22 protein-coding genes, 4 pseudogenes and 1 other annotated feature are annotated in these 23,684 nt (G+C 47.8%); of the genes and pseudogenes, 16 read left to right on the plus strand and 10 right to left on the minus strand.

Annotated features, from left to right (window positions below; all coding sequences use genetic code 11):
• A pseudogene (locus tag H7A81_RS14535) lies at nt 1-587 on the plus strand (hypothetical protein); the annotation flags it as partial.
• Between the two features lie 77 nt (nt 588-664).
• Nucleotides 665-781 (plus strand): annotated as a pseudogene (locus H7A81_RS14540) (transposase); the annotation flags it as partial.
• 219 nt (nt 782-1,000) lie between these two features.
• Here H7A81_RS14540 and H7A81_RS14545 read toward each other — a convergent pair.
• Nucleotides 1,001-2,023, minus strand: a complete 1,023-nt coding sequence (locus tag H7A81_RS14545) for an IS110 family transposase (protein WP_182057866.1) — start codon at nt 2,021-2,023, stop codon at nt 1,001-1,003.
• A gap of 69 nt (nt 2,024-2,092) precedes the next feature.
• On the opposite strand from H7A81_RS14545, the pseudogene H7A81_RS14550 reads away from it, so the two are divergent.
• The 7 genes and pseudogenes from H7A81_RS14550 to H7A81_RS14580 form a co-directional block, all read left to right on the plus strand.
• Nucleotides 2,093-3,069: pseudogene (locus H7A81_RS14550) on the plus strand (IS3 family transposase); the annotation flags it as partial.
• Between the two features lie 888 nt (nt 3,070-3,957).
• On the plus strand, nt 3,958-4,410 hold the full coding sequence (locus H7A81_RS14555) for a glycoside hydrolase family protein (protein WP_182057868.1): 453 nt from the start codon (nt 3,958-3,960) through the stop codon (nt 4,408-4,410).
• A gap of 3 nt (nt 4,411-4,413) precedes the next feature.
• Complete coding sequence (locus tag H7A81_RS14560) at nt 4,414-4,842, plus strand: hypothetical protein (protein WP_255478977.1); 429 nt, start codon at nt 4,414-4,416, stop codon at nt 4,840-4,842.
• Nucleotides 4,839-5,426 (plus strand): hypothetical protein, encoded by a 588-nt coding sequence (locus H7A81_RS14565; RefSeq protein WP_182057869.1) that lies wholly within the window; start codon nt 4,839-4,841, stop codon nt 5,424-5,426. The genes H7A81_RS14560 and H7A81_RS14565 overlap by 4 nt, the downstream gene beginning before the upstream one ends.
• Nucleotides 5,426-5,752 (plus strand): hypothetical protein, encoded by a 327-nt coding sequence (locus tag H7A81_RS14570; RefSeq protein WP_182057870.1) that lies wholly within the window; start codon nt 5,426-5,428, stop codon nt 5,750-5,752. Before H7A81_RS14565 ends, H7A81_RS14570 begins: the two co-directional genes overlap by 1 nt.
• Complete coding sequence (locus H7A81_RS14575; protein ID WP_182057871.1) at nt 5,746-6,003, plus strand: hypothetical protein; 258 nt, start codon at nt 5,746-5,748, stop codon at nt 6,001-6,003. Before H7A81_RS14570 ends, H7A81_RS14575 begins: the two co-directional genes overlap by 7 nt.
• Complete coding sequence (locus tag H7A81_RS14580; RefSeq protein ID WP_182057872.1) at nt 5,990-6,325, plus strand: hypothetical protein; 336 nt, start codon at nt 5,990-5,992, stop codon at nt 6,323-6,325. Before H7A81_RS14575 ends, H7A81_RS14580 begins: the two co-directional genes overlap by 14 nt.
• A gap of 249 nt (nt 6,326-6,574) precedes the next feature.
• On the opposite strand, the gene H7A81_RS14585 is transcribed toward H7A81_RS14580, so the two are convergent.
• Entirely contained in the window at nt 6,575-7,441 is an 867-nt protein-coding gene (locus tag H7A81_RS14585) for a DUF2806 domain-containing protein (protein ID WP_182057873.1), read from the minus strand.
• Nucleotides 7,442-7,516: 75 nt separating this feature from the next.
• Nucleotides 7,517-7,765: a hypothetical protein gene (locus tag H7A81_RS14590; protein WP_255478978.1), complete on the minus strand. Its 249-nt coding sequence runs from the start codon at nt 7,763-7,765 to the stop codon at nt 7,517-7,519.
• A gap of 282 nt (nt 7,766-8,047) precedes the next feature.
• Between H7A81_RS14590 and H7A81_RS14595 the strand changes: the two genes are divergently transcribed.
• Nucleotides 8,048-8,269 carry a hypothetical protein gene (locus H7A81_RS14595; RefSeq protein ID WP_182057874.1) on the plus strand — a complete coding sequence of 74 codons (222 nt, stop codon included), beginning with the start codon at nt 8,048-8,050 and terminating at the stop codon, nt 8,267-8,269.
• Nucleotides 8,270-8,351: 82 nt separating this feature from the next.
• Nucleotides 8,352-8,789 (plus strand): hypothetical protein, encoded by a 438-nt coding sequence (locus H7A81_RS14600; RefSeq protein WP_182057875.1) that lies wholly within the window; start codon nt 8,352-8,354, stop codon nt 8,787-8,789.
• A 45-nt stretch (nt 8,790-8,834) separates the two neighbouring features.
• Here H7A81_RS14600 and trpA read toward each other — a convergent pair whose 3' ends face one another.
• The 5 genes and pseudogenes from trpA to H7A81_RS14630 all read right to left on the minus strand — a co-directional run bounded on the left by trpA (nt 8,835) and on the right by H7A81_RS14630 (nt 15,401).
• A complete protein-coding gene (gene trpA / locus H7A81_RS14605) occupies nt 8,835-9,638 on the minus strand; it encodes a tryptophan synthase subunit alpha (RefSeq protein WP_182057876.1) in 804 nt (267 codons plus the stop codon).
• Nucleotides 9,638-10,831, minus strand: coding sequence for a tryptophan synthase subunit beta (gene trpB, locus H7A81_RS14610; RefSeq protein ID WP_182057877.1), 1,194 nt, complete (start codon nt 10,829-10,831; stop codon nt 9,638-9,640). Before trpB ends, trpA begins: the two co-directional genes overlap by 1 nt.
• A gap of 45 nt (nt 10,832-10,876) precedes the next feature.
• The gene (gene trpCF, locus H7A81_RS14615; protein WP_182057878.1) at nt 10,877-12,244 is read right to left on the minus strand and encodes a bifunctional indole-3-glycerol-phosphate synthase TrpC/phosphoribosylanthranilate isomerase TrpF; all 1,368 of its coding nucleotides are present in this window, start codon (nt 12,242-12,244) and stop codon (nt 10,877-10,879) included.
• 1 nt (nt 12,245) lies between these two features.
• Nucleotides 12,246-13,839, minus strand: a pseudogene (trpD, locus tag H7A81_RS27690) (bifunctional anthranilate synthase glutamate amidotransferase component TrpG/anthranilate phosphoribosyltransferase TrpD).
• Complete coding sequence (locus H7A81_RS14630; protein WP_166934958.1) at nt 13,839-15,401, minus strand: anthranilate synthase component 1; 1,563 nt, start codon at nt 15,399-15,401, stop codon at nt 13,839-13,841. The pseudogene trpD and the gene H7A81_RS14630 overlap by 1 nt, the downstream one beginning before the upstream one ends.
• A 24-nt stretch (nt 15,402-15,425) precedes the next feature.
• Nucleotides 15,426-15,530: a sequence feature (Trp leader region), on the minus strand.
• A gap of 154 nt (nt 15,531-15,684) precedes the next feature.
• Here H7A81_RS14630 and H7A81_RS14635 point away from each other — a divergent pair.
• Nucleotides 15,685-16,569, plus strand: coding sequence for a PHP domain-containing protein (locus H7A81_RS14635; protein ID WP_182057879.1), 885 nt, complete (start codon nt 15,685-15,687; stop codon nt 16,567-16,569).
• Nucleotides 16,570-16,581: 12 nt separating this feature from the next.
• Nucleotides 16,582-17,202, plus strand: a complete 621-nt coding sequence (locus H7A81_RS14640) for an L-threonylcarbamoyladenylate synthase (RefSeq protein ID WP_034821506.1) — start codon at nt 16,582-16,584, stop codon at nt 17,200-17,202.
• Here the strand turns inward: H7A81_RS14640 and H7A81_RS14645 are convergent, their stop codons facing one another.
• On the minus strand, nt 17,203-17,859 hold the full coding sequence (locus tag H7A81_RS14645) for a serine protease (RefSeq protein ID WP_034821503.1): 657 nt from the start codon (nt 17,857-17,859) through the stop codon (nt 17,203-17,205).
• 884 nt (nt 17,860-18,743) lie between these two features.
• On the opposite strand from H7A81_RS14645, the gene H7A81_RS14650 reads away from it, so the two are divergent.
• The 3 genes from H7A81_RS14650 to H7A81_RS14660 all read left to right on the plus strand — a co-directional run bounded on the left by H7A81_RS14650 (nt 18,744) and on the right by H7A81_RS14660 (nt 21,891).
• Nucleotides 18,744-20,402 (plus strand): tyrosine-type recombinase/integrase, encoded by a 1,659-nt coding sequence (locus tag H7A81_RS14650; RefSeq protein ID WP_182057880.1) that lies wholly within the window; start codon nt 18,744-18,746, stop codon nt 20,400-20,402.
• Between the two features lie 190 nt (nt 20,403-20,592).
• On the plus strand, nt 20,593-21,528 hold the full coding sequence (locus H7A81_RS14655) for a hypothetical protein (protein ID WP_182057881.1): 936 nt from the start codon (nt 20,593-20,595) through the stop codon (nt 21,526-21,528).
• Between the two features lie 84 nt (nt 21,529-21,612).
• On the plus strand, nt 21,613-21,891 hold the full coding sequence (locus H7A81_RS14660) for a hypothetical protein (protein WP_182057882.1): 279 nt from the start codon (nt 21,613-21,615) through the stop codon (nt 21,889-21,891).
• Between the two features lie 200 nt (nt 21,892-22,091).
• Here H7A81_RS14660 and H7A81_RS14665 read toward each other — a convergent pair whose 3' ends face one another.
• Nucleotides 22,092-22,673 (minus strand): tyrosine-type recombinase/integrase, encoded by a 582-nt coding sequence (locus H7A81_RS14665; RefSeq protein WP_182057883.1) that lies wholly within the window; start codon nt 22,671-22,673, stop codon nt 22,092-22,094.
• Nucleotides 22,674-23,684: the final 1,011 nt, after the last annotated feature.

Here is a 23,684-nt window from a genome sequence, read left to right on the forward strand (position 1 = left end):
CCGCTGACGGTCAACTTCTTAAGCGTGCTGATTACCCTGATATCTGGAACGCTATTAGTACTGGTGTATTACTAAGCAATACAGATACTGCATGGCAATCAACACCTACAAGCCGTGGCGTTTATTCTACAGGTGATGGTAGTACTACATTCCGTATGCCAGATCTCAACGGCGTATGGGTTCACCCGACTGATTCAACCCTGAATTCAATTCCTGCATTGTTCTTACGTGGTGACGGAACAGTTGCCAATACGGGTACTGGTGCTGGTGTAATTCGTTGGGGTGCAGTGCCTAATATTACTGGTGCGTTTAATATTCTTGCTAATGGTGCATCACCGGGAACGCATTTCAATACAGATGCTTTATCTGGTGCTTTTTACCGCACTTCAAATACAACAGGAAGTACTCAAGACGGTTGGACATCAAACTTCAATAGTAACTATACAGGTGGCACAGGTATTGACGCCAGCCGCTCAAGTACAGCTTATGGACGAGATTCTTCAACAGAAGTACGTCCTAACTCAGTTAAGGGTATCTGGTTAATCCGCGTCAATGGCCTGTACAGTGCCGCAAACACGAACTTCTGACCCTGACCCAAAATCCTGCTCCATTCAGAAACAGAATTCCGGCATGATAATGACTCCCCTGAGCGGAGGTTGTGCCGATGAAAAAGTCACGATTCACCGAAGAGCAGATTGTCTTTGCCCTGAAGCAGGCTGAGCTGGGTACGTCCGTGCCGGAAGTCTGCCGCAAGCTGGGTATCTCCGACGCCACGTTTTATATCTATGGACTACCTCTGTTTTGCAAGCACTGGGTCAGGTTTAGGTTGTTGCTAACATCTATCCGGCATCAGGAATATGCCTGTGCCCAAATGGGAAATCCGCACACAGTCGCCTCAACACTTGGACGGTCTCAGGGACCAGTATAAAAATCAGGTTCCGACTGTGCAGGTGCAACCTGTTACCATTTTCAGTACGCTGCAACTTTCATCAGGTAAGCCTTAATTCAATGCGGGTTGATATTCAGTTTCATGCCGTAGGATCGACCAGATAATCCGGGCGTTTTTGTTTGCCACCGCGACAGTAGTCTTATTGAAACCCCGTCGTTCTTTTAACTGATTAACCCATTGGTTTAGAGAACCATCATTGTTATTTGTTGCTACCCGGACAACTGCGCGGGCTCCGTGAATTAAAAGTGTTCTTAAATGCTTATCGCCTTTCTTAGTGATGTTCATCAGCACCTGTCTGTCTCCGCTCGAATGCTGCCGCGGGACAAGTCCAAGCCATGCCGCAAAATGACGGCCGTCTTTAAATTCCTGACCATTACCGATCGCAGCAACAACAGCTGTAGCCGTTTTCGGGCCGATCCCTTTAACTTTGGCTATGCGCTGACATTCTGCTGATTGCCTGAACACAGTTTCGATCTCCTTATCAAAAAAATTGATCCGTTTCTCAAGATCTATGAAAAGCTCATAAAGTTCAGCAATTGTCTTTCGCATTCTTATGCTTAATCCATTTTCACCATCTTCAAGTATCAATGGAACAGCACGGCGGGCTCTGGACATCGCCGTACCAATTGAAATGCCGCGATCAAGTAAAAGCCCTCGTATCTGGCAGATTGTTGCAGTACGGTGATTAACTATACGTTGTCTGGCCCGATGTAACGCCTGTATATCCTGCTGTTCCGGGCTTTTCGGGGGGACAAATTGCATTGTTGGTTGCATCAGTGCCACCGCGATTGCCTGTGCATCATTGCCATCGTTTTTTTGTCCGCGAATAAAAGGCTTAACATACTGGGGACTGATGATTTTCACTTTATGACCCAGTTTTTCAAATTCCCTTTGCCAGTAAAATGCTCCCGTACATGCTTCAATACCAATCAGGCAGGCGGGTATATTGACCAGCGTCTGAAGTAAAATTTTTCGCTCAACACGCCGGGTATAAACCGGCTTGCCTGCCTGATTCAGTCCGCAAAGTTGGAAAACATTTTTTGCCAGGTCGATGCCCATAAATGCGATGTTCATAGTCACACTCCTGCTGGATGAATTATGTTCAGTTAAGCGCAGAGGGAAGAGGTAGTCCATCCCATTACCTGGCGCAAAAAGTACGGCGGGATTTCTCCTTCAGAACTGAAGCACATGCGGCAGCTCGAAGAGGAAAACCATCGCCTGAAGAAGCTGGTTGCCGATCTGAGCCTCGACAAGGCCATGCTGCAGGACGTGCTGGCAAAAAAGAGCTGACGCTGGCACGCCTGCGCGAATGGGTCAGGGACTTACAGACCCGCTACGGTGCCAGTGAAAGACAGGTCTGCTTTGCGCTGCAGGTCAGCCGCAGTTCGTTCCGGTACCGCTCCGTTGCGGCAGATGACAGCGCGCTGCGACTGCGCATCAGGGAGATAACCGAAACCCGCATCCACTATGGCTACCGCAGGGTCCACGTCATGCTGAAACGGGAAGGCTGGCGCGATAATCACAAGCGCATTTACCGGCTTTACCGCGAGCAGGGGTTATCGCTCCGGCTGAAACGCCCCCGCCGTAATAAATCTGCGCTGAAACGTCAGCCACAGCCGCAGGGGCTGTATCCCAATCACGTATGGGGGATGGATTTTGTCTCCGATGCGTTGTTTAACGGTCGCCGGCTCCGCCTGCTGACGGTAATCGATCTTTATACGCGCGAGTGTCTGGGGATCTGCGTAGGCCAGAACCTGCGCTCTTCAGAAGTGGCTGAAATGCTGGACAGCATCGCGTTGAGACGTCCGTTACCGCAACTACTGAAAACAGACAATGGCTCTGAATTTGCAGGAAAAATGCTGGATAAGTGGGTGTACGAACGGCATATCCGGATCGACTTCTCACGGCCAGGCACGCCCACGGATAATGCCACAGTAGAGTCGTTCAACGGCAGGCTGCGGCAGGAGTGCCTGAACGAGAACTGGTTCATGTCTCTGGAGGATGCGCGATGCAAAATCGAGGCCTGGCGCATACACTATAACCAGAGTCGCCCTCATTCTGCGCTGGGCTGGATGACTCCATCCGAATTTGCCGAAAAATCTGCCGGTTGCCAGAATTAGCAACCAACCTGAAGCCGGTTATTCCTGATTATGCCTGGATCATATTCGGGGTCAGGGTCAATCCAAACCCTTCTGCACGTTGGGTTAGATTGAATGCAGGTGCGGCATGTTTTGCTGGTGCTGATCAGTTCATGCCTAACAGTGGGCAGATGATGATAAGCAGTCAAAGTAACGGGGTAAGTAGTGGGTATCTCGATGTGTTCAATGCATCCGGTACTCTAATCTGGTCGGCAGTAAGTGCAGCATCAGTACCCCGTGTACTGGACTTCATCGACATTCCAGCAGGGTATGACTTACAGAACAACACGTACAGTAAATCACTTAGCTTTCAGCCGTGGTTTCTACAGAACGCATGTCCGGGGAATATCTCAGATGACGGTACAGTAGTAGGCTTATCGGGTTTAGTACTTTACTGGACGGGTTCAGCTATTCAATGTCGTTACATAGTGAAGAACCAACGTGCATATAGTGCAACAGTACAATCACAAGGGCTAAAGATTCCATTGGCGTACTTTACTGGTTATTAATAAATACTTCAGTACTAAAATAATAATAAGGTAATAAGATGGAATGGCTATTAGGATCTGTACTGATCCCTATTATCGTTTGGTTATACACAATCTATAGAGATCGAAAAGAAGATTATGACAGGAACGAATCTAGATTTTACGATCTTGAATCACGTGTCACAGTAGCAGAAACTCAGATTGAAACACTTGAACGTGATGTGAGTGAGATACAGAAGTTGAGTAATAAAATCGAACAGATTCAAATGGATTTAGTACGAGTACTAACACTACTTGAAGAAAGAACCACTAAAGGGCCGTAATTGGCCCTTTTTTTATGCCTGCAATAAATACTGGAGAAAACAATACAAGGATGTAAGAAATGGATTTAATCGAACAACTCAAGGTCTATGAGGGTACTAAAGCGTATCAAATGGCTAAGGGGTACTATAAAGATGGTAAGTTTCGTGTTTATAAAGACTCACTTGGTTATTCAACCATTGGGTACGGTCACTTAGTAAAAGAAGGTGAAAACTTCCCTGATGGAATCACAGAAGCACAGGCTAACCAGTTACTACTAAACGATGTTGGTATCGCACGTGTTGAAGTAGACCAAATGAAGTTGGGATTACCCCATGAAAGTGCATGGAATGACTTCATGGTACTGATGGTGTTCCAGCTTGGGATCACTAAGACCAATCAATTTAAGAAATTCCTCTACGCCTTACGTATGCAGAACTACTCAACAGCTATCGCAGAAGTTAAGAACAGCAAGTGGTATCGCCAAACACCAAATCGTGTTGATGCAATGATCAGTGCAGTACTGAAGGGGTGAGCCATGAATAAATGGACGATGTTTTACCCCGATGAATTCAGTACTTCAGATGTAACGGACTATGCCGCATTCGTGTACCTCATACAGTTCTCAGATACAGGTGAGTACTACATAGGGGTTAAACAAGTATGGAAGGGCATTAAGAACCATTGTGAGGTACGTGATAACAGTAGTGAGAGCAACTGGATCACATATGACAGTAGCTCAAAGACGGTAAAGGAATACATCTCGCAGGGTATGGATCACCGCAAGCAAATCCTATGGTGCTTCAAGAGCCTTCAGGAAGCGGCAGTACTTGAGACTGCACTTATCGCCGTATTGGGTACTGACTGGCGATGCTTGAACAAGGCAATCATGGTTAAGACTCGCATGAAGAAAGATAACGGTGAACAGTTTCGAGTACTTCAACGTGTAATCGGTGATCTGCGATGAGTGGCTGGGTACAGGGTAATAGCCCACAGGCTGCTAGTACCTGGTTAAACAATCAGGGCCAGGCAATCATCATCAATGTGCAGAGTGAAATCAGTAAGCGTATGAGGACACTCACGGCACAGCTACAGAAAGAACTCAATCAGGATATTGCAGGCGGCCCCGTACCGTTTACCAGTCGTGCGTTGTTCTTCAACTTCATTGTTAAAAGTGATGGCAGTCGTACTAACCAGATCATAGTACGAGGCGATCAGGCTGCTTATCTACGTACAGTACTGACAGACGTGAATGAAGTATTCGACAAGATGATCCCTACTCAGTCTGCGAAGTTAAATAAGCAGGGAAACATTATGGGACTCAAGGCAGGTATTGGAAGTAAGAAACTTATTGTTGTTGAAGAGAAGGGCAAGAAGTACTTAATCGATACTACGAAGAAGAAAAAGAAACGCGAGCAACGTGTAGTTGCAGTACGTGAAAAGAAACGCCGCAGTATGTTTTTTGACTTCTTCCAGAAAGCAGAAGATGGGGCAAAACTCATTCTGACGGACGTAAGCGGCACCTATACATTTACCAGAAGGATTAATTAATGGAAGAACATTACACACAGGAAGACACGCAAGATATTGCACTAGAGGGCGTACAGCCATTGATGAATTCCTTGCAGTACCATTTTGCACAGATGGCACCTGAATTTTTTACGGGAAAAGTAAAAATCAATTCCCATGCAGGAATGGTTATGAACGTTGCCTTCAGAGATGGTGCAGAACCAACTTTATCGGAAGGACAATTTAGTACATGGAAGTACTTCGATGATGAATATCCATGTCGCGTTATACGCCGTAAACGCATCTTCATCAAAGGTGTGTATGTGGTTTTATTTGTAGTGCAGCTAAAGGAATTAACTCAATGGTGATAATCGGTCGTTTTATTCTACAGGTATTATTACAAGTGCTTATAAAATTAGTAATTACGATGTTCAGCAAAGAGATGATTGGTAAAATGATGTTTGCATGTTTACACCGTCTGGTAAAGATTACAAAGACTACAAAAGATGATGAATTACTTGAAAAGCTTGAAAGGCTATATTGGGGTATCAGTGATAATACTGATCAGCAGTCAGAATATCTATTGCATAAATTAAGGGGTAATGATGACCATACGTAATAAAATCATTGCTTGCCTGGTGATTATATTACTTAGTGTACTTATCGGTTGGAAATCAAACACCATCTATACCGGGTACTTAAACGAGAAAGTTTTACTAAAGCAGGAAGCAGTGCAGGAAACTATCAGGGCAGGACAGGCAGAGATAGCGAGGAAGTTTGAAGAACAGAAAGTAGTACTACATGATCTTGCAGAAAAAAACCGAAGCAGTACAACGAAAATCATTCAGGAGAATCAGCCAATCTACTCTAAGACGTGTATTGATCAGGCGGGAATAGATCAGTTGAAGAAGTACAAGGATGCGTCGAGGGGGCTTAAATGAGAAAACTAACAATAGTTGCTGTACTTTCACTAGCTTTAACAGGTTGTTCCCACACGACGCATCAGAACAATACCAGCTACATTCAGGAAAATCTACTGCAACCATGTAGTACCGAAACGCCTATCCCAGCGAATGGAACAGGCGGTGAAGTACTTAAAACTCTTGAGAACTGGCAGACAATCTATAACCAGTGTTCCAGTAGTAAGGGGGCATTGATAAAAGCTTTAGTAAAAAGCACTGGTCACTAACTTAGTTTTGTTGCTGAGGAAATGCAATCCCAGCAGTTATATTATCTAATTTATTGATCTCTGCGATAACCTTAGCAAGATATTCAAGATCTGGTTGTGAGCCACTAAGTTTTAAAATTTGTACACCCAGTGGGGTTAATATGGCTGTCCCAGTGCCAATAGTCCATTCTTTAGGGTTAGTTGATTCAAAATTTATAATTAAAGGAATGCCGTAGTAATGTATAATTCCGGACTTGGATGAAAATGTTAAGCTATAACCTAAGTTTTGTAGAATTATCCCAAGAGATTCTAGCTGATGAAGTTCGTCGAATGTTAAACCGTATAGTTCATTAGCATTAGTCTCGGATGAGTAAAGAATTGGCGTTTTAGAGTGGGTGTCCCATACATATTTTCCAAACTTAGTTATCAACTCTGCTTCAGCTCGGTCAATGCTTGAAATGAATCTTATTGCCCTCTTACTAATACTTCCTTTGTTCTTTACTTCTTCAGATAATATTTTAGCCCATAAAGACTGAATTTCGCTTTCTGAAATATCTTGGCACTCGTTAAAAAATACGGTTAGCCAATCTTCATCAATGTCATTTACTTTATCATTTTCTTGTAAGTTTTTAGCTGCTTGCATTGATATTTCTTCAATGTTTCTTTGTCTTTTTGTTTCTTTTTTTAAAAGTCTATTGACAGCTTTCTTTTCTATTTCATCCAGTTCCATTTTCGCAAGAAGACGAATTTTATCGGCCTCAGTTTCAGCCTTAGCTTCTCTTCGTATACCAGTGGGTTTGTATATGGCACCAACTGCATCGCTTAATTTTTCAATCAGCTTTACGCCGGGTTCAGATAATCCTGATAAATCAATATTAATTAAGCTCATTTTCCCTCCAGGATGGACCTTAATTGAATCTATGAAAGTTAAAGCTGATGTTACGTCAACCTACTACTATGATGATTAATTACACTTCCAAATAGTATTTTGTACGCCTTGCCCGGCGGGTAAGTGCGGATTCATGTTTGCACTATGTTGGTAAGTGGCCTTGCTCTTGCCGTACTGAGCACAGGCTGCATTAGCGGTCTTTTGTAGGCTGTCTAAACCATACCAAGCATCAGATTGAATACTGACTTTTTCACCATCGTTGTACTGCACTTGAGCACAACCTGCCATGAGTAAAGGCAGTACCAAAAGAATTGTTCTTTTCATTATTATCCAGTTCGAGGTAGTGACTGTGTGAAGAAAATGCAATCAAGTACTGAATAATTACCATATGTCAGTTGGTATGTGTAGGGAAGCATGAAAAATGTCTTAATGGATTTGTATAACTATATGATATGTATTGATTAGTATGAGGGGGTTAATACTGTAAGAGGATTAGATGCTGGTACTTTTGGTTTTCATGATTGTTACACGTTAGTGGTGATCACCGTATCATCGATATAGCCGCCGGTTCCTTCCTTTGTTGCTGTTGGTGCACAGGCGCTAAGTGTGATCGCCATGACCGCAGCCATTAATAATCCTGCAACGACTTTGAAAAAATTCATTGGTTATCTCCCTGTCTTAGATGGTGTTTCACCGCGACGAGACGGTGCGATTAATTGTGGTATGCGCTTTGCAAATCGGCAAATCGCCTGGGGTGAAAAAGATGGAAATACGCGATTTTTACCACTTATTGATCCAATGACGGCAGCAAGGCAAACGGTAAGCTAAAAAAGCAGGGCAAAACGAATAATAAAACAACAAGACGATAAGCCGACAGGTGCAAATTTAAGCATCAGGCAGGAAAACAATAATGAAAAAGCGTGCCATTCTGGCGATAGCGACGATTAGCTATCTGTCCTACCTCCAGCTATTTGCTTCACAAATTTTGCCAGTGCCCAGCGCGCAGGCAGAACCGTTGATCAATCCACACCTGGGGACCCTGTGCAAAGCGGCTACTGCGCTGAGCTTTGGTCGCAGCTTCAAAATTATGCAGCTGGATAAGGTGGATGAGCAGGGCGTGGCGTGGGTGCACTATATCCGGCCCTCCGATCAATCACGCTGGGCCGTGCGCTGCCGGGTCCAGGGCGAGAGCGTTATCTTGATGTCAGATAATCCAGATAGCAGTGGACGTTGGCGTGAGGGGCCAGAAGACGAGAAGCTGACGTGGCAAATCAGAAACGACATGCTGACGATGAAGCTGAGATATCCGGATGGTTCGGGAGATGAGCAAACATTCAGGCTGGAATAATCAAGAGAAGACCTTATTCGCAACCGCGAATAAGGTCTTAAAGATTTAGCGCGTGCCAGCTTTCAGATCGCTGACAAACGCTTTCAATTCCGCTAACAGCGTGTCGGGATCGTTCTGGTTACGTTCGATGATCTTCACAATAGCTGATCCCGAAATCGCACCCGCCGCGCCTGCCGCGATGGCTTCTCTCACCTGGCCTGCTTCTGAGATACCAAATCCCTGCAACGGTGGTGCAGCGTGATATTCGCTCAGCTTCTCAATCAAATGATTCAGCGGCTGGCTGGCGCGATTTTCTGCACCCGTCACCCCCGCGCGCGACAGCAGATAGGTATAACCGCGACCGTGTGAGGCAATCTCCCGCAGCAAATCATCATCCGCATTCGGCGGGCAGATGAAGATGGGTGCAACGTTATGTCGCATCGCAGCCTGACGGAACGGTGCAGACTCTTCAACCGGTACATCCGCCACCAGAACGGAATCAACGCCGACGGCTTCACATTGTGCGTAGAAGTTGTCGATACCTTTGCTGAACACCAGATTAGCGTACATCAACAGCCCAATCGGCAGTTCAGGATACTTCTGGCGCACGGCGGCAAGGATCTCGAAACACTGCGCGACAGTGGTACCCGCCGCGAAGGCACGTAGGGTTGCCCCCTGAATCGTTGGGCCATCCGCCAGCGGATCGGAGAAAGGAATGCCCAGCTCTAACGCATCGGCTCCGCCTGCTACCAATGTATCGATGATCTTCAGTGACAGTTCAGGGGTCGGGTCGCCAAGGGTGACGAAAGGAACAAATGCGCCTTCTTTCTTCGCCGACAGACGTTGAAACAGCTGATTATAACGTTCCATCAGATCTCTCCCTTAGCTTTCAAAATATCGTGAACGGTGAAGATGTCTTTGTCGCCGCGACCGGATAGGTTAACCACCAGCAACTGCTCTTTCTCTGGGTTCTCGCGGATCATTTTCAAGGCGTGCGCCAGAGCATGAGAGGATTCCAGAGCCGGAATAATGCCTTCTGCACGACACAACTCTTTGAACGCTGACAGCGCTTCATCATCGGTAATCGACACATACTCGGCGCGACCAATGCTGTGGAGATGGGCGTGCTGTGGGCCAACAGAAGGGAAATCGAGGCCGGCTGAGATCGAATAGGATTCTTCGATCTGGCCTTCCTCAGTCTGCATCATTGGCGCTTTCATGCCGAAGTAGATACCGACGCGACCGTGCTTGAGTGGCGCACCGTGTTCGCCAGTTTCGATGCCGTGACCCGCAGGTTCAACGCCAATCAGACCGACGCTGGTGTCATCAATGAAATCAGCGAACATGCCGATAGCGTTTGAACCGCCGCCGACACATGCCAGCACCGCATCTGGCAGACGGCCTTCACGCTCCAGAATCTGCGCTTTGGTTTCTTCGCCAATCATGCGCTGGAACTCACGCACAATAGTCGGGAAGGGATGCGGACCCGCTGCGGTGCCGAGCATGTAGTGCGCGGTTTCGTAGCTGCCAGACCAGTCACGCAGCGCCTCGTTACAGGCATCTTTCAGCGTGGCCGAACCACTGTGCACCGGAATCACTTCCGCGCCCATCAACCGCATACGGAACACGTTAGGTGACTGACGTTCGACGTCTTTTGCGCCCATATAAATGCGACACTTCATGCCCAGCAGCGCGCACGCCAGCGCTGAAGCCACGCCATGCTGCCCGGCTCCGGTCTCAGCGATAATTTCATTTTTGCCCATGCGCTTGGCGAGCAGCGCCTGGCCCAACACCTGGTTGGTTTTATGTGCACCGCCGTGCAGCAAATCTTCACGCTTCAGATACAGGCGGGTTTTTGTGCCTTTGGTCAGATTGCTGCAAAGCGTTAATGCGGTGGGACGGCCAGCATAGTTTTTCAAAAGATCGGTAAATTCAGCCTGAAATTCTGGATCGCGCTGCGCCTCAACAAAGGCGCTTTCTAACTGGCGCAGAGCGGGCATTAAAATCTGTGGAACATATTGACCGCCAAACTCGCCAAAGTAGGGATTCAATAACGTCGTCATCTTTCATCTTCCTTATGCGGCCCGCGCATCGGCGGGCGAGCGAAATTAATAGGCGCGCAGCGTGCGGAATACCGCCGCGACTTTACTGGCATCTTTGATACCGGGCGCAGATTCAACGCCGGAATTAAAGTCCAGCCCGGCGCAGCCAAGTTGGGCAGCTTCTACGCAGTTGTCTGCGCTTAATCCGCCGGCCAGCAGCACGTTGCTGAGATCTTCACCCTGCAGCAGTGACCAGTCGAATCGCTGTCCGCTGCCGCCCTGGCCATTATCAAACACGTAACGATCCACATGCGGCCAATCGCGGGCTGGAAGGCTGCCGCTGATGCTCAGCGCCTTCCAAATTTTCACCTCTTCTGGCAGGGCGCTGCGCAGTTCTGCGACGAACGCCTGATCTTCATCACCATGCAGTTGCACAGCGGAAAGGTTAAGTGAACTGGCATGTGTGACAATGTCACTTACAGAGTTATTGCGGAATACGCCGACATACTTCAGTGGTGCAGCCGCTATCACATTTTGAGCTTGTTCGGCGCTGACTTTACGCGGTGAACCTTCTGCGAAAATCACACCGCCATAAATCGCGCCCGCTTCGTGCGCAATGCGTGCATCGTCAGGCCGGGTCAGGCCGCAGACTTTGTTGTCACCGAGTAATACGCGACGCACGCCAGCATTGAGATCGGCTTCTTCCATCAGTGCGGAGCCAATCAAGAAGCCGTTGGCGAAGTGGCTCAGCTCACGCACCTGCGCATAGTTATGGATGCCCGATTCGCTGATGACCGTCACACCGTGGCTTAAACGTGGTGCCAGTTGACGGGTGCGATTCAGATCAATCGATAGGTCGCGCAGGTCGCGGTTATTGATACCGACCACTTTAGCTTCCAGCGCAATCGCACGCTCCAGCTCTTCTTCATTACTGACTTCAGTCAGTACGCCCATTTTCAGGCTATGCGCCACGGCGGCGAGCTGACGATATTGCTCATCATCCAGAACCGACAGCATCAGCAGGATGGCATCGGCCTGATAGTGGCGCGCCAGGTAGATTTGGTAGGGATCGATAATGAAGTCTTTGCACAGCACCGGTTGAGTAATCGCGGCACTGACGATCGGCAGAAACTCAAAATCACCCTGGAAATACTTCTCGTCAGTTAAGACGGAAACGGCCGAGGCGTGATGACGATAAACCCCGGCAATGGTCGCAGGATCAAAATCTTCACGGATCAAACCCTTCGACGGTGACGCTTTTTTGCATTCCAGGATGAACACGGTGCGCGTGCCGCGCAGCGCATCGTAAAAGTGGCGTCCTGCAGGCTGCAAGCTGTTCTGGAAGGTCGCCAGCGGCTGCTGTACCTTGCGCGCTTCAACCCAGACGGCTTTATCCTGAACAATTTTCTCTAAAACGGTGCCCTTGATACTCATCTCATCCTCTCGCTGCCAGAGCAACAACGCGCTCGTAAGCCTGACCACTGCGAATTGCGGTGATGGCGCGCTGAGCGTTGTCGCGCAAATCTTCATTTCCGAATACTTTCAGCAACATTGCGACGTTCACCGCAACGGCCTGCTCATGGGCTGGCTGGCCTTTACCCTGGAGCAAACGCGCCAGAATGTCACGGTTTTCTTCCGGCGTGCCGCCCGCCAGGGCTTCTTTATCATGGAAGCCGAAACCGAAGTCTTCAGGCGTCAGCTGATAACTGGTGATTTCACCGTCACGCAGCTCAGCGACCTGAGTCGCACTGTGCAGCGCCACTTCATCCATCCCGCCGCCATGCACTACTGCCGCACGCTGATAGCCGAGCACCTTCAGGGTTTGGGCAATTGGCAGCACCAGTTCCGGACTGTACACGCCGATAACCGCCAGCGGTGGTCGCGCCGGGTTGATCAAGGGGCCCAGCACGTTAAACAAGGTGCGGGTTTTTAACTGTTGACGCACTGGCATCGCGTGACGGAATCCGCTGTGATATTGCGGCGCGAACAGGAAGCAGACGTTAAGATCGTCCAGTGCCTTACGCGCTTTTTCAGCGGGCATATCCAGATCGATACCAAAAGCCGCCAGCAGATCGGACGAGCCGGATTTGCTCGACACGCTACGATTGCCGTGCTTGGCCACTTTCAGCCCACAGGTTGCCGCGACAAAGGCGCTGGCGGTGGAGATATTAATGCTGTTGCTGCCGTCACCGCCGGTGCCAACGATATCGGCGAAAGTGTAATCCGGACGCGGGAACGGTTTCGCATCTTCCAGCAGTGCCGTAGCGGCCCCCGCGATCTCTTCCGGGCGCTCGCCACGGACTTTCATCGCAATCAGCGCAGCGGCTAATTGGGTCGGCTCGAGCTGACCTTTAATAATGGCGCTAAACAGCTGATGGCTTTCCGCCTGGCTCAGGGTTTGTGCCTGATAGAGTTTTTCCAGAATAGTTTGCATCATAATCTCCCTATTATTTCGCCAGCGCCCAGGCCAGCGTTTGCTCTAACAAACGTGCGCCCTGGGTGGTGAGAATGGATTCGGGGTGGAACTGGAAGCCACACACTCGGTCAGCATCGTGACGAACAGCCATCACCATGCCGTTGTAGCTGGCGTTAACGGTCAATTCGGCTGGCGTGTTGCTGCCCACCAGCGAGTGATAACGGGCCACCGGCAGGGGATTGCTCAGGCCGGTAAACATCGCTTCACCATCATGATTAATCGAAGAGGCTTTGCCGTGCAGAATCTCGCCGGCCTGGCCTACGTGACCACCATAGGCTTCAACAATCGCCTGATGGCCGAGGCAGATGCCGATAATCGGCAGACGACCACGCAGTGCTTGCAGTAACGCAGGCATGCAGCCTGCATCTTTCGGTGCGCCTGGCCCTGGCGAGAGCATCAGCACCGGATTTTCCATCTGCTGCAGTCGTTCAATCAGCACTTCAGCCGGCACGTTATTGCGGTAAATCACCACGTTGTGACCAAAGGTGCGCAGCTGATCAACGAGGTTGTAGGTAAAGGAGTCGATGTTATCGAGCAACAGGATATCGGCCATCAGAAAATCTCCTTGCAATGATGGGCTGTGGCGATGGCACGTAATACCGCGCGCGCTTTATTGCGGCTTTCATCCGCTTCAGCCTGAGGCTGGGAATCCAGTACCACACCGGCACCGGCTTGGACGGTGGCAACACCATCTTCCACCCAAGCGGAGCGAATCACGATGCAGGTATCCAAATCGCCGTGTGCGGTGAAATAACCTACCGCACCGCCATAGCTGCCACGACGCGTACCTTCTTTTTCAGCGATTAACTGCATAGCACGCACTTTTGGTGCGCCGCTTAAGGTGCCCATGTTCATGCAGGCGCGATAGGCGTGCAGGACATCAAGATCGTTACGCAGCGTGCCAACTACGCGAGAGACCAGATGCATCACGAAAGAGTAACGGTCGACTTTGGTCAGGTCTGCCACATAGCGGCTACCAGGCACGCAGATGCGAGCCAGATCGTTACGCGCCAGATCCACCAGCATCAGGTGTTCCGCCAGCTCTTTGTGGTCGGTGCGCATTTCCAGTTCGATACGGCTGTCGAGATCGCGGTCCAGTGAACCATCGGCATGTCGGCCACGTGGACGCGTACCGGCAATCGGGTAGATCTCAATCTGACGTGAAGTGGCGTCATACTTGAGTGAGCTTTCTGGTGAAGCGCCAAACAGCGCAAAGTCCTGATCCTGCATAAAGAACATATATGGGCTGGGATTGCTGTGCTTCAGCGTGTCATAAGCGGCCAGCGGAGAAGGGCACGGCAGCGAGAAGCGGCGTGATGGTACCACCTGGAAGATTTCGCCGATGCGAATCGCTTCCTGCATTTCACGCACCACATTGCAATACTCTTCATCGCTCTGGTTGGTGCTCAACGCCATTTGCTCAACGCGCTGAACCGGCAATGCCGGGGCAGGCTGCGTCATTTGACCGCGCAGTTGCTCAACACGGCTCTGCAAGCGCTGGAATTCGCTGGTGGACGGGCTGAACAAGCTCGCCTGCAGACGAGCGCTGCGCGTCTGGTGATCAATCACCAGCAGGGTTTCAGCCAGGTAGAAGCAGTAATCCGGGCAGCTTTGCTCGTTACGCAGTTCAGGTAAATCTTCGAATCCGGCCACCAGGTCATAAGCAAACAGGCCGCCGAGGAACATCGCCTCACGCTCTTCCGCCGGGCTGTTCACCAACTGCGGAATCAGGCGCAGCGCGTCGAAAACAGACAATGCTTTCAGACGTGAATCTTCATCGTGCAGGCCCTGAGGCTGAGGGAAATGCAGCACGCGACCATCCGGACGCGCTTCAATGCTGACATCCTGCGGCAGTGCTTCATCCAGTAGTGGCAGAATGGTGCGACCGTTTTCTGACAGCGCCTGTAATGTCACCACGTTGCCCAGTGCGCTGATGCGCAGGGCGCTATCCACAATCAGTAAGCTTTTCAGATTCTTTTTGCTGTCGATGTCGGCAGATTCAAGCAGCAGAGTTGCCGGACGTGCGCCGCAAATTTGATGGAACACTGCGGCCGGATCTTCGCGGTAGGGCGCGGTACCGGTAATCAACTTCAATGTAGGTTTCGCATTAGCCATTATTGTCATCTCTGAATTTCGCTCAAAAAAAAGCCCGCTCGATGGCGGGCTCAGGTATCTGCACAATGGTTACGCATGTTGTGCACGACGACGTCGCCCGTTTAAAGGATTATCGCGCCACCAACCTTTTGCATGCGTACCAAAATTAGCCATGATGAGATACCCGTTACGTGTGAACTTGTGTACTAGTTAACTGGTTCGGGTGAAAAAAGTCAATACCCTTTTTCAGTCAGGGTCAAAATCGTTATCATGCCAGCCGAGTTAAGTTGCTGCTGGAGTTACCTTGTCGGATATTGCCCGTTTTCCCCTTTACGATTTACACAGCCATACCCAGGCGTCTGACGGTTTGCTGACCCCTACCGAGTTGGTGCAACGTGCCGTCGAAATGAAAGTAGGGGTACTGGCGATTACCGATCACGACACCGTTGCTGGCGTGGCAGAAGCGCAAGCCGCTGTGCAGCAACAGAATCTACCGATTCGTATTCTGGCCGGATTAGAGGCCTCAACATTGTGGGAAAACCACGAAATTCATATCGTAGGTTTAAATGTGGATTGCCAGCATCCGGCACTGACCTCGTTTCTTGAGCAACAGCATCAATGCCGCGTTGAACGGGCTCAGCTGATTGCAGAGCGTCTCGAACGTGCCCGCATTCCTGATGCGTTGGCTGGGGCGCAACGCCTGGCGCAGGGCGGTGTCATCACCCGCGGTCATTTCGCCCGTTATCTGGTCGAGATGGGTAAAGCCGATAACATGGCGCAAGTGTTCAAGAACTATCTTGCCCGTGGGAAAACCGGCTATGTGCCGCCGCAATGGTGTACTATTAAACAAGCTATTGATGCCATTCATCATTCTGGCGGCGTTGCGGTACTCGCACATCCGGGTCGCTATGGATTGTCTGCAAAGTGGCTTAAGCGACTGATTGCCCATTTCGCCGAGGTCGGTGGTGATGCAATGGAAGTGGCGCAGTGTCAGCAGGCACCCAACGAGCGCACGCAGCTCGCGACCTATGCGCGCGACAATAAGCTGGCGGGATCGCAGGGATCAGATTTTCACCAACCCTGTCCATGGATAGAACTGGGGCGCAAATTATGGTTGCCAGGCGGCGTTGAACCCATTTGGGAGCGTTTTCCTGAGCTAGCGCCCGCCGTAACTCTTGCAGACAGGTGACATGAGGTTTTTATGAGTCAATTTTTTCACATTCATCCAGATAATCCGCAACCGCGTCTGGTCAATCAGGCAGTCGATTATCTCAATAAAGGTGGCGTGATTGTCTATCCCACCGATTCGGGTTATGCGCTGGGCTGCCGACTGGAAGAGAAGAGCGCCATGGAGCGTATCTGCCGTATCCGGCAGTTAGATGGCAACCACAATTTCACGTTGATGTGTCGCGATCTGTCTGAGCTCTCGACGTACTCGCAGGTGGACAATACCGCGTTTCGTATTCTAAAAAATAATACGCCGGGCAGTTATACCTTCATTCTCAAAGCGACCAAAGAGGTGCCGCGTCGTTTGATGAATGACAAGCGTAAAACCATTGGTTTGCGCGTACCTTCCAATCCGGTGGCGCTGGCGTTACTGGAGAGATTGAATGAGCCGATGATGTCTACTTCGCTGATGTTGCCCGGTAATGACTTCACGGAATCGGATCCGGAAGAGATTCAGCACAGCATCGGTAAGCTGGTGGATCTGATCATTGATGGCGGCACGTTAGGGCAGCAGCCGACGACGGTGATCGATCTCACCAGCGATGTACCGGTTGTGGTTCGTGAAGGGGTCGGCGACACGCGCCCGTTCCTCTAATCACGCGTGGTCAGGCGGCGTTAACGTCGTCTGGCCAATATTCTTTTCCAGCCAATGTTTAAAATCACCGTACGGAATATACAGCGAAACATCTTTCAGAATGACTTGTTTGCTGCGCACATTGGAAATTTCATGGCTGTAGCCCACAATCACTCCGCCAATTGTCTGGTCAGCATTATATACCGCGCCCCCCGACATTCCCTGTACAACACCAGCATTTGATGCCATTGCCATGCACGGTTTTTTATTCCATTTATTGGTAATAGCGGTGCGCGCTAAATTAACGCCACTTGATTCCACGGGCATGGCTGAAATAAAGCTGTAGCCGTACATCTTAATGGGTTCACCGACTTTGCTGGTGCGGAATTTTGCCAGCGTTTCCGGGCTATTCTTATGATAGATAATGGCGACGTCGCAATAAGGATGATAAGCCTTCACACGCTGTACGGCAGTGGTGGCGACGTGCGCAGCTGTCAGGCTGTACTCTGGTGTTAATGGGATGGTTGTACCGAGGATACCCAGACCCAGTACCGTCGGGATGCCTGTCACGCTCATATCCACGTGTTCAAGCGCCGCTCGACTATACTCAGTATGGCCCACGGAACAGCCGCTCAGTGCCAGCGCCGCGAGGGCAGGCCAAAGCAGAGAGGTTTTCATGATAGTCATCTTCTTTTAAGCATGTCAGGAAAATCCCTGGTGAAGACTTTCGACATGCAAATTAAATTCATTCCGTGAATGAATAAACGCGTCAATTCCTGCGTGCGCCGGTTTATATTATCAACAATGCCACAGTGATTTTGTTAATGGCTTGTTAGAGAAACGAGTGTAAATAGTAAAGGTTACGCTTTTATAAATACGGCACACTCTGTTTCAGGCTTAAATTTTACACATTTTTTTTATCAGAACAATTCATCAAATTTAATCTGAATCAAATAATGCGAAAATACAGACTTAATCCAACCTGCAGTGCCAATTAACTGGTAATTTAAAATTACTGGACTAATGAGCCTTATTTATCCCGGTTAATTAGTTTTTTATCCTGTTTTGCAGTTTGGGTTTAGATTTTATGTTTGGGATTATCCTTAAGCGTGGTGCGCAATGCTAGCAGGCCAGTCTTGAAAAGCGCTAATGTATCACGGGTCTAAAGTGGGGGTAATAACCAGGCATATAGAGCCAAGAGTAAATGATAAAAATTCAGTCACTTGGCGCATAAAGAAGAGAAGTGTGGTTGGTGTATCTATCAGCAGCGTAAATGTTTAGGCATATGGCACTAAACGGGTGACGCAGCCTTTGGCCTTTATTATCGGCAGCAAAGGAAAAGGTGTTAACGAAACTTGCGTTAGTGTAAAATCGCGGGCCGCCTGAGATGGCATGCGCTATGCTCAGCGGTAACAGATTCTGATATGGGAACTGGTAATCCCCGTATCGTACCTCTTCTTACCACGACGCCTGGGAAGGCATACGAAAAAGCGCTGAAAATCATAGGGTTAGCCTCACCTTAATTTCTAAGTTGTTGATTTTACAACATTAAGGTGAACATAATGGGCAACATTCAGACGAACAACAAACCGAAGAAAGTGGACAACAAACCCAAATTCACAACAAAGCGTGGCAACACCTTCTATGTAAACTTTCGGCTACCGTCCGGTAAGTTCTTCCGTCAATCTCTTGGCACTGACTCCCTCAAAGAAGCCCAAATCTCAATGGGGCGACTAACTCCACTGATCCCCCTAGTGCAATCCGGGCGTATGCCTGCCGAAGAATTTCAGAAGCACATTGAAGGATTCCGACAGGCTTCAAAACGTGATCTTGATTCTTATGTGCTTGGATGGCTTCAAGATGGACTAGCTGAAGCTCAGAGACTGCCCGAACTAGGTCGATGGACTAAGAAACTGTTTCCTGATGCACCGTTATCCCTTGAAGGTAGTGCAGAAGAGGCGGCAGGGTATGCGGCTGCACATCATAGACGGCTTGCCACTGGCAATGAAGAAACGTTCAAGATGATGCAGTATGTGCTCAAGCAGCAAGGGATCAGCTTACCTGATGATGACGACGAAGGACATTCAGCGGCATCTAAGATCGAAATGAGCAGGGCACTTGTCTATCAGGCTTACGATGCATTTTACAGAAACGATTTACTACGTTATCAACAGTTAGTGGATGCATTGCAGGGACAAATCCAGCCTCTCACCACTGCCACAACTGAGAATACAGAAGTCACTGAAGTTGAAGAATCAATGCCACTTTCTGAAGCCTGGGGCATGTTCGTTAAAGAGAAGGGTAGTCAGTGGGTGAAAGCTATTGATCATGAAAACAGGCGAATCTACGAAGTGTTGTTGCATGTCGTTGGGGATGTGCCTGTAACCTCGATCATTAAGCAGGACATCCGGAAGACGCTGGAAGTTGTCAGCTTATTACCTAAACGCTTTGGACATCCCTACAAGACTATGACTCTGCAAGAGTGCATTGATTATGATGTGCCTGAAGAGGATTTGATCAGTAGTGCTACGGTCAAGAAGCATCTCAAGATCTACAGTTCATTCTTCAAAGTGTTCTTGAAGGATGAGAAAGATATTCTGACTTTGGCACCAACTGAAGGAATCAAACTAGAAGTGAAGGAAAACAGGGGCGGTAGCTTTTCTTACCCGGAGATGAAACGCCTTGTATCGCACCTGGAGAAGCTTTCTGAAGATGACTGGCGTAAGGCTTACTTCCTCACTCTGTGTTACACAGGGGCGCGGCGTGGCGAGATTGCTGATCTGAAAGTAGGGCAACTGCGAACCGATGAACAGACAGGGAGAAAGTATCTCTTCATAGAGGGGGGCAAGACGGATCACGCTCAACGTCAGATCCCCGTTCATAAGAACATTGAAGGGATTCTAACGAAGCTGGCAGAAGGTAAAGCAGCCACAGCAAGACTTTTCCCCAAATTCCCGTATTACACTCAGGTTACAGATGCTTGGGTGGAGATTATGCACAAATGCAATGCGCCAGATCTCAACGAGAAGGGTCAAAAGCGCCGGGTGCATTCAATACGCCATTCATTTATAACTAAGGCTTTAACGCATTCACGACCTGTGCAAGTTCAACTTGTAGTGGGACATAGCCTTACTGAGTCATTAGGAATCACCGCACGATACACACATGAGCCAACCCTTGAAGAATTGCTTCCGGTGATTGATGGGATTGATTGGCGTTAACTAACATGAGCACGCCAGAAGAACAAGACTTGTTATTCAAAATAATCTAAATTTAACTTATGGTTTTAGAATCACATCATTGAATGGTCGCTCTCGTTAAGACTGCCTTTTAGACTTCACTTTCTTGTAAATGCTGTATTTTCTACCTGGAAAATAGTAATTTAGAAAGAGAATGATAAGGGAGGTGATTATGGCTTTGAACAGAATTGCTTACGCTTACTACGATCCCAATTGGGATAGAGCACAGCATCCTATAGCGTTACTAGTGCGCACTTCTATTGAGCCGTTGGATTACTTGGCCCATATGAAAGGGCATCTTCATTGCCCTTCATGCTATGAGCCTCTGATCCGAGTTCCTAACGATCCTGCTGTAGCGGTGATGGCAAATGGTAAAAAGGCTTTGTTCCGTCACTTTCCTGATGAAGATGCGCCATACTGCCGTCTAAGAAGTAGTCAAATGTCTGGGAAAAAATATAACTCAGAAGAGGAAGCAAGGCAGGCTGTTGAAGATCAGGATTTAGTTATCATCAGTGGGTTTATGCAGGAAAGACCAGAAAATCAACCTAGAGCAGATTTCGACGGCGAAAAAGAGCCGTTAGAAACAGAATTCGAAAGTGAAGATGGTCCAGAAGTTGCTGTGCCCGTATCAAGACATGATGGTGAAACCTTCAAACTTCCTAGCAAGGTAACTAGCGTTCAATCCCTATGCACCAATTTTAGGCATAATTATCATAGGGAAATTCATATAGTTGTCGAAGATCAAGTTTTAAGATATGTGTTAGATGTTGACTTACAAGATGCAGCTGAAATTGTTGAAGTTAATCATGAACCTAAATTCTACTTTGGTGAAATAGTCCGTATTAAACGTTATGATTTTTCGTCTCACGTTTTTCTAAGACACCCTCATCTGGCTGGTAATGTTGACTTCAGAATATCAGCCAGTAACAGCGATTTGGACGCTCGGGGTATTACGAAGGAAAATTCATTAAGAAGAATACTTATATTCTTTGGAGTTATTGAAGAAATCGGTGCTGGTTATTGGTCTCCAAACAAAAAGTGGGGGGAAATAGGTCTGTTACCGAGGCAATACGAAGACTTCCTTAGAGCTAACTATAAGAAAGAATAGATAGAAATTTAGAATCTTTACTTTAATTGTTGTAATCTTGCAGTATTATGTCACGTTAAAGAAAACTTAAGGTAAGAGGATTTTATGACACAGATTAAGCGTTACTCTGTAAAGAGAGAGGGAATAACCTACGGCTATATTGAAAACGATAGTTTTGAAGATAGCCGCTGGCGCTTCGTTCATCCTATTGAGGATGGCAAGTTTACAATGGATATTACAAGTATTCATCCAGTTCTTGGTGAGAACGATAATCTTAGCATTGAAAAAAGGACTAAAAGTAATTCATTTTCAATCGATATGAAGAAAGCAATAATTACCAGAGATGATGGAACTGTGTTTGAAATAGTAGAAGAAATTACTTAATAGTCTGTATTGAATCTTTTAGTATGGTGGCATGGCGCGGACTTTGCCACTTTCACCTGTTCACTTCGCTGCGCGTTCTCATACACGCAAATCTTACCGTCTGATGTATCCACTTCTTGACTCAATATCAAAGTAATCTGTGCTTGTGCCATAAGTGGTAACAAAGCCAGTATGATTGCGATCTGTTTCATGGCTTTACCTCAAAAGTGAAGGGTAAATTCATCTGACAAAATATCTTTGGCCTCTTGGTCTATACCGATATAAAAGAGGGTGCTATCAACTGATTTCTGTCCGAGGTATTTGCATATAGATTCTATTGGCTTTTTAGCTTCAAACATGACGCGGCCTTTACTCTTGCGCGGAGTATGGCTTCCAACTTCCTTGAACCCGCAACGCCTCCCGGCACTACTGAACGCCTCTAATACAGCGTTATGTGACACAGGCTGGCCCTTACTTCTGAGATCAGCCAACGAGAAAACGTAATCATTGAGCAGTGGGCGCGATTCAGCTTCAGCACGGCGCAATTCCACTACTTTACGCATCGTCTCAGTGATCTTAATTTCAACCCGGTTCCCGGTCTTCTGCTGCACGATGTTGATGTGCGTCTTGCCTTCTGCAAAGTCTTCCCACTTAAGCAGGGTTGCATCTGAGAAACGTAAGGCGCTTTCAAACTGCATCACCCACAGGCAGTAGAAGAGGTTGCTACGACGGTGTTTCTTCAACTCTTCAGCCACTCTGCCAACATCGTGCATTGTCTTCAGTGCTGCTACCGCGTTGCCCATCTGTCTAACTCCTGTGTTTCGATGTGGGGCATTTTTGATCAAAATCATGCACTTGCAAAGTGATTATTGATATCGCTAGCACTAAATGATCATGAGGTATGCAACTGTCTGATTTAACAAGAATTCTGACTCACCGCTTAACGCGAACAACAGCCCCGCCAAAGTTGAATTTTTGCACAAAACGAAATATCCCTTATGAATCAATGATTTGGCATTTCTAAACACATGTTTGCTAGTTGCCATAGAACCTTTGCACGATTGATTTTATTCATCGAACAGCTTGCACCAGGCATGTGATATGCGGCATCTGTTATTAATCAATAACTTAGAAAGTGGAATCTACCAAACAACACTTTCAGCTAATAGAGTGGGAATGATTATCATTTGCAGATGAGAGCGAGTCTCAATTTCATCTGTAAATGAGAATTAATTTCATTTTTACGTTTAAAGAGAGTTGCTAAGCAAATCAGGCACTTTTGCACATTGATGATTTGGCATGAATCGGGCTGTAAGCGTTGGTATGACTGGCTTTGCTATGAAATGTAGATATTTGGCATGTTGTTTGTTGGGGTGAAACTGGCGATCATTTCAACTTTATTACAGTTAATAGGCATGTAATAACCATCCTATTTTCATCTGATAAACAATGAATAAAATCTAGATAAAAGGTAGGTAGATGATAGGTGCATTATTTGCATGTATGCAAGGATTGCATGTATTGGAAAGGTGCATTATTTGCATGTATCAGGATTATAATAGGTGCAATTATTGCATGTGTTAAGGGTTGAAAGGTGCAAAGATTGCATGTATTAACCCTTCAATAGGTGCAAAAATTGCATCCTAGTAAAAGAGATTTTATAAAAGCGACTGTAAAGGAGAGCTTTTATAAAAGATCTTTTATAGAAGAAGGTAAGTTTGCTTAGTCATACGGCTAGGCAAGTGGACTACCTCGCCACCCTACCGGGCTATGGTGTCCAGCCGCCGCATAACACACAACCTTTACCAATGTAT

The organism is Pantoea sp. ME81 (assembly GCF_903970985.1).
Taxonomy (GTDB): Bacteria; Pseudomonadota; Gammaproteobacteria; order Enterobacterales; family Enterobacteriaceae; genus Pantoea; species Pantoea communis.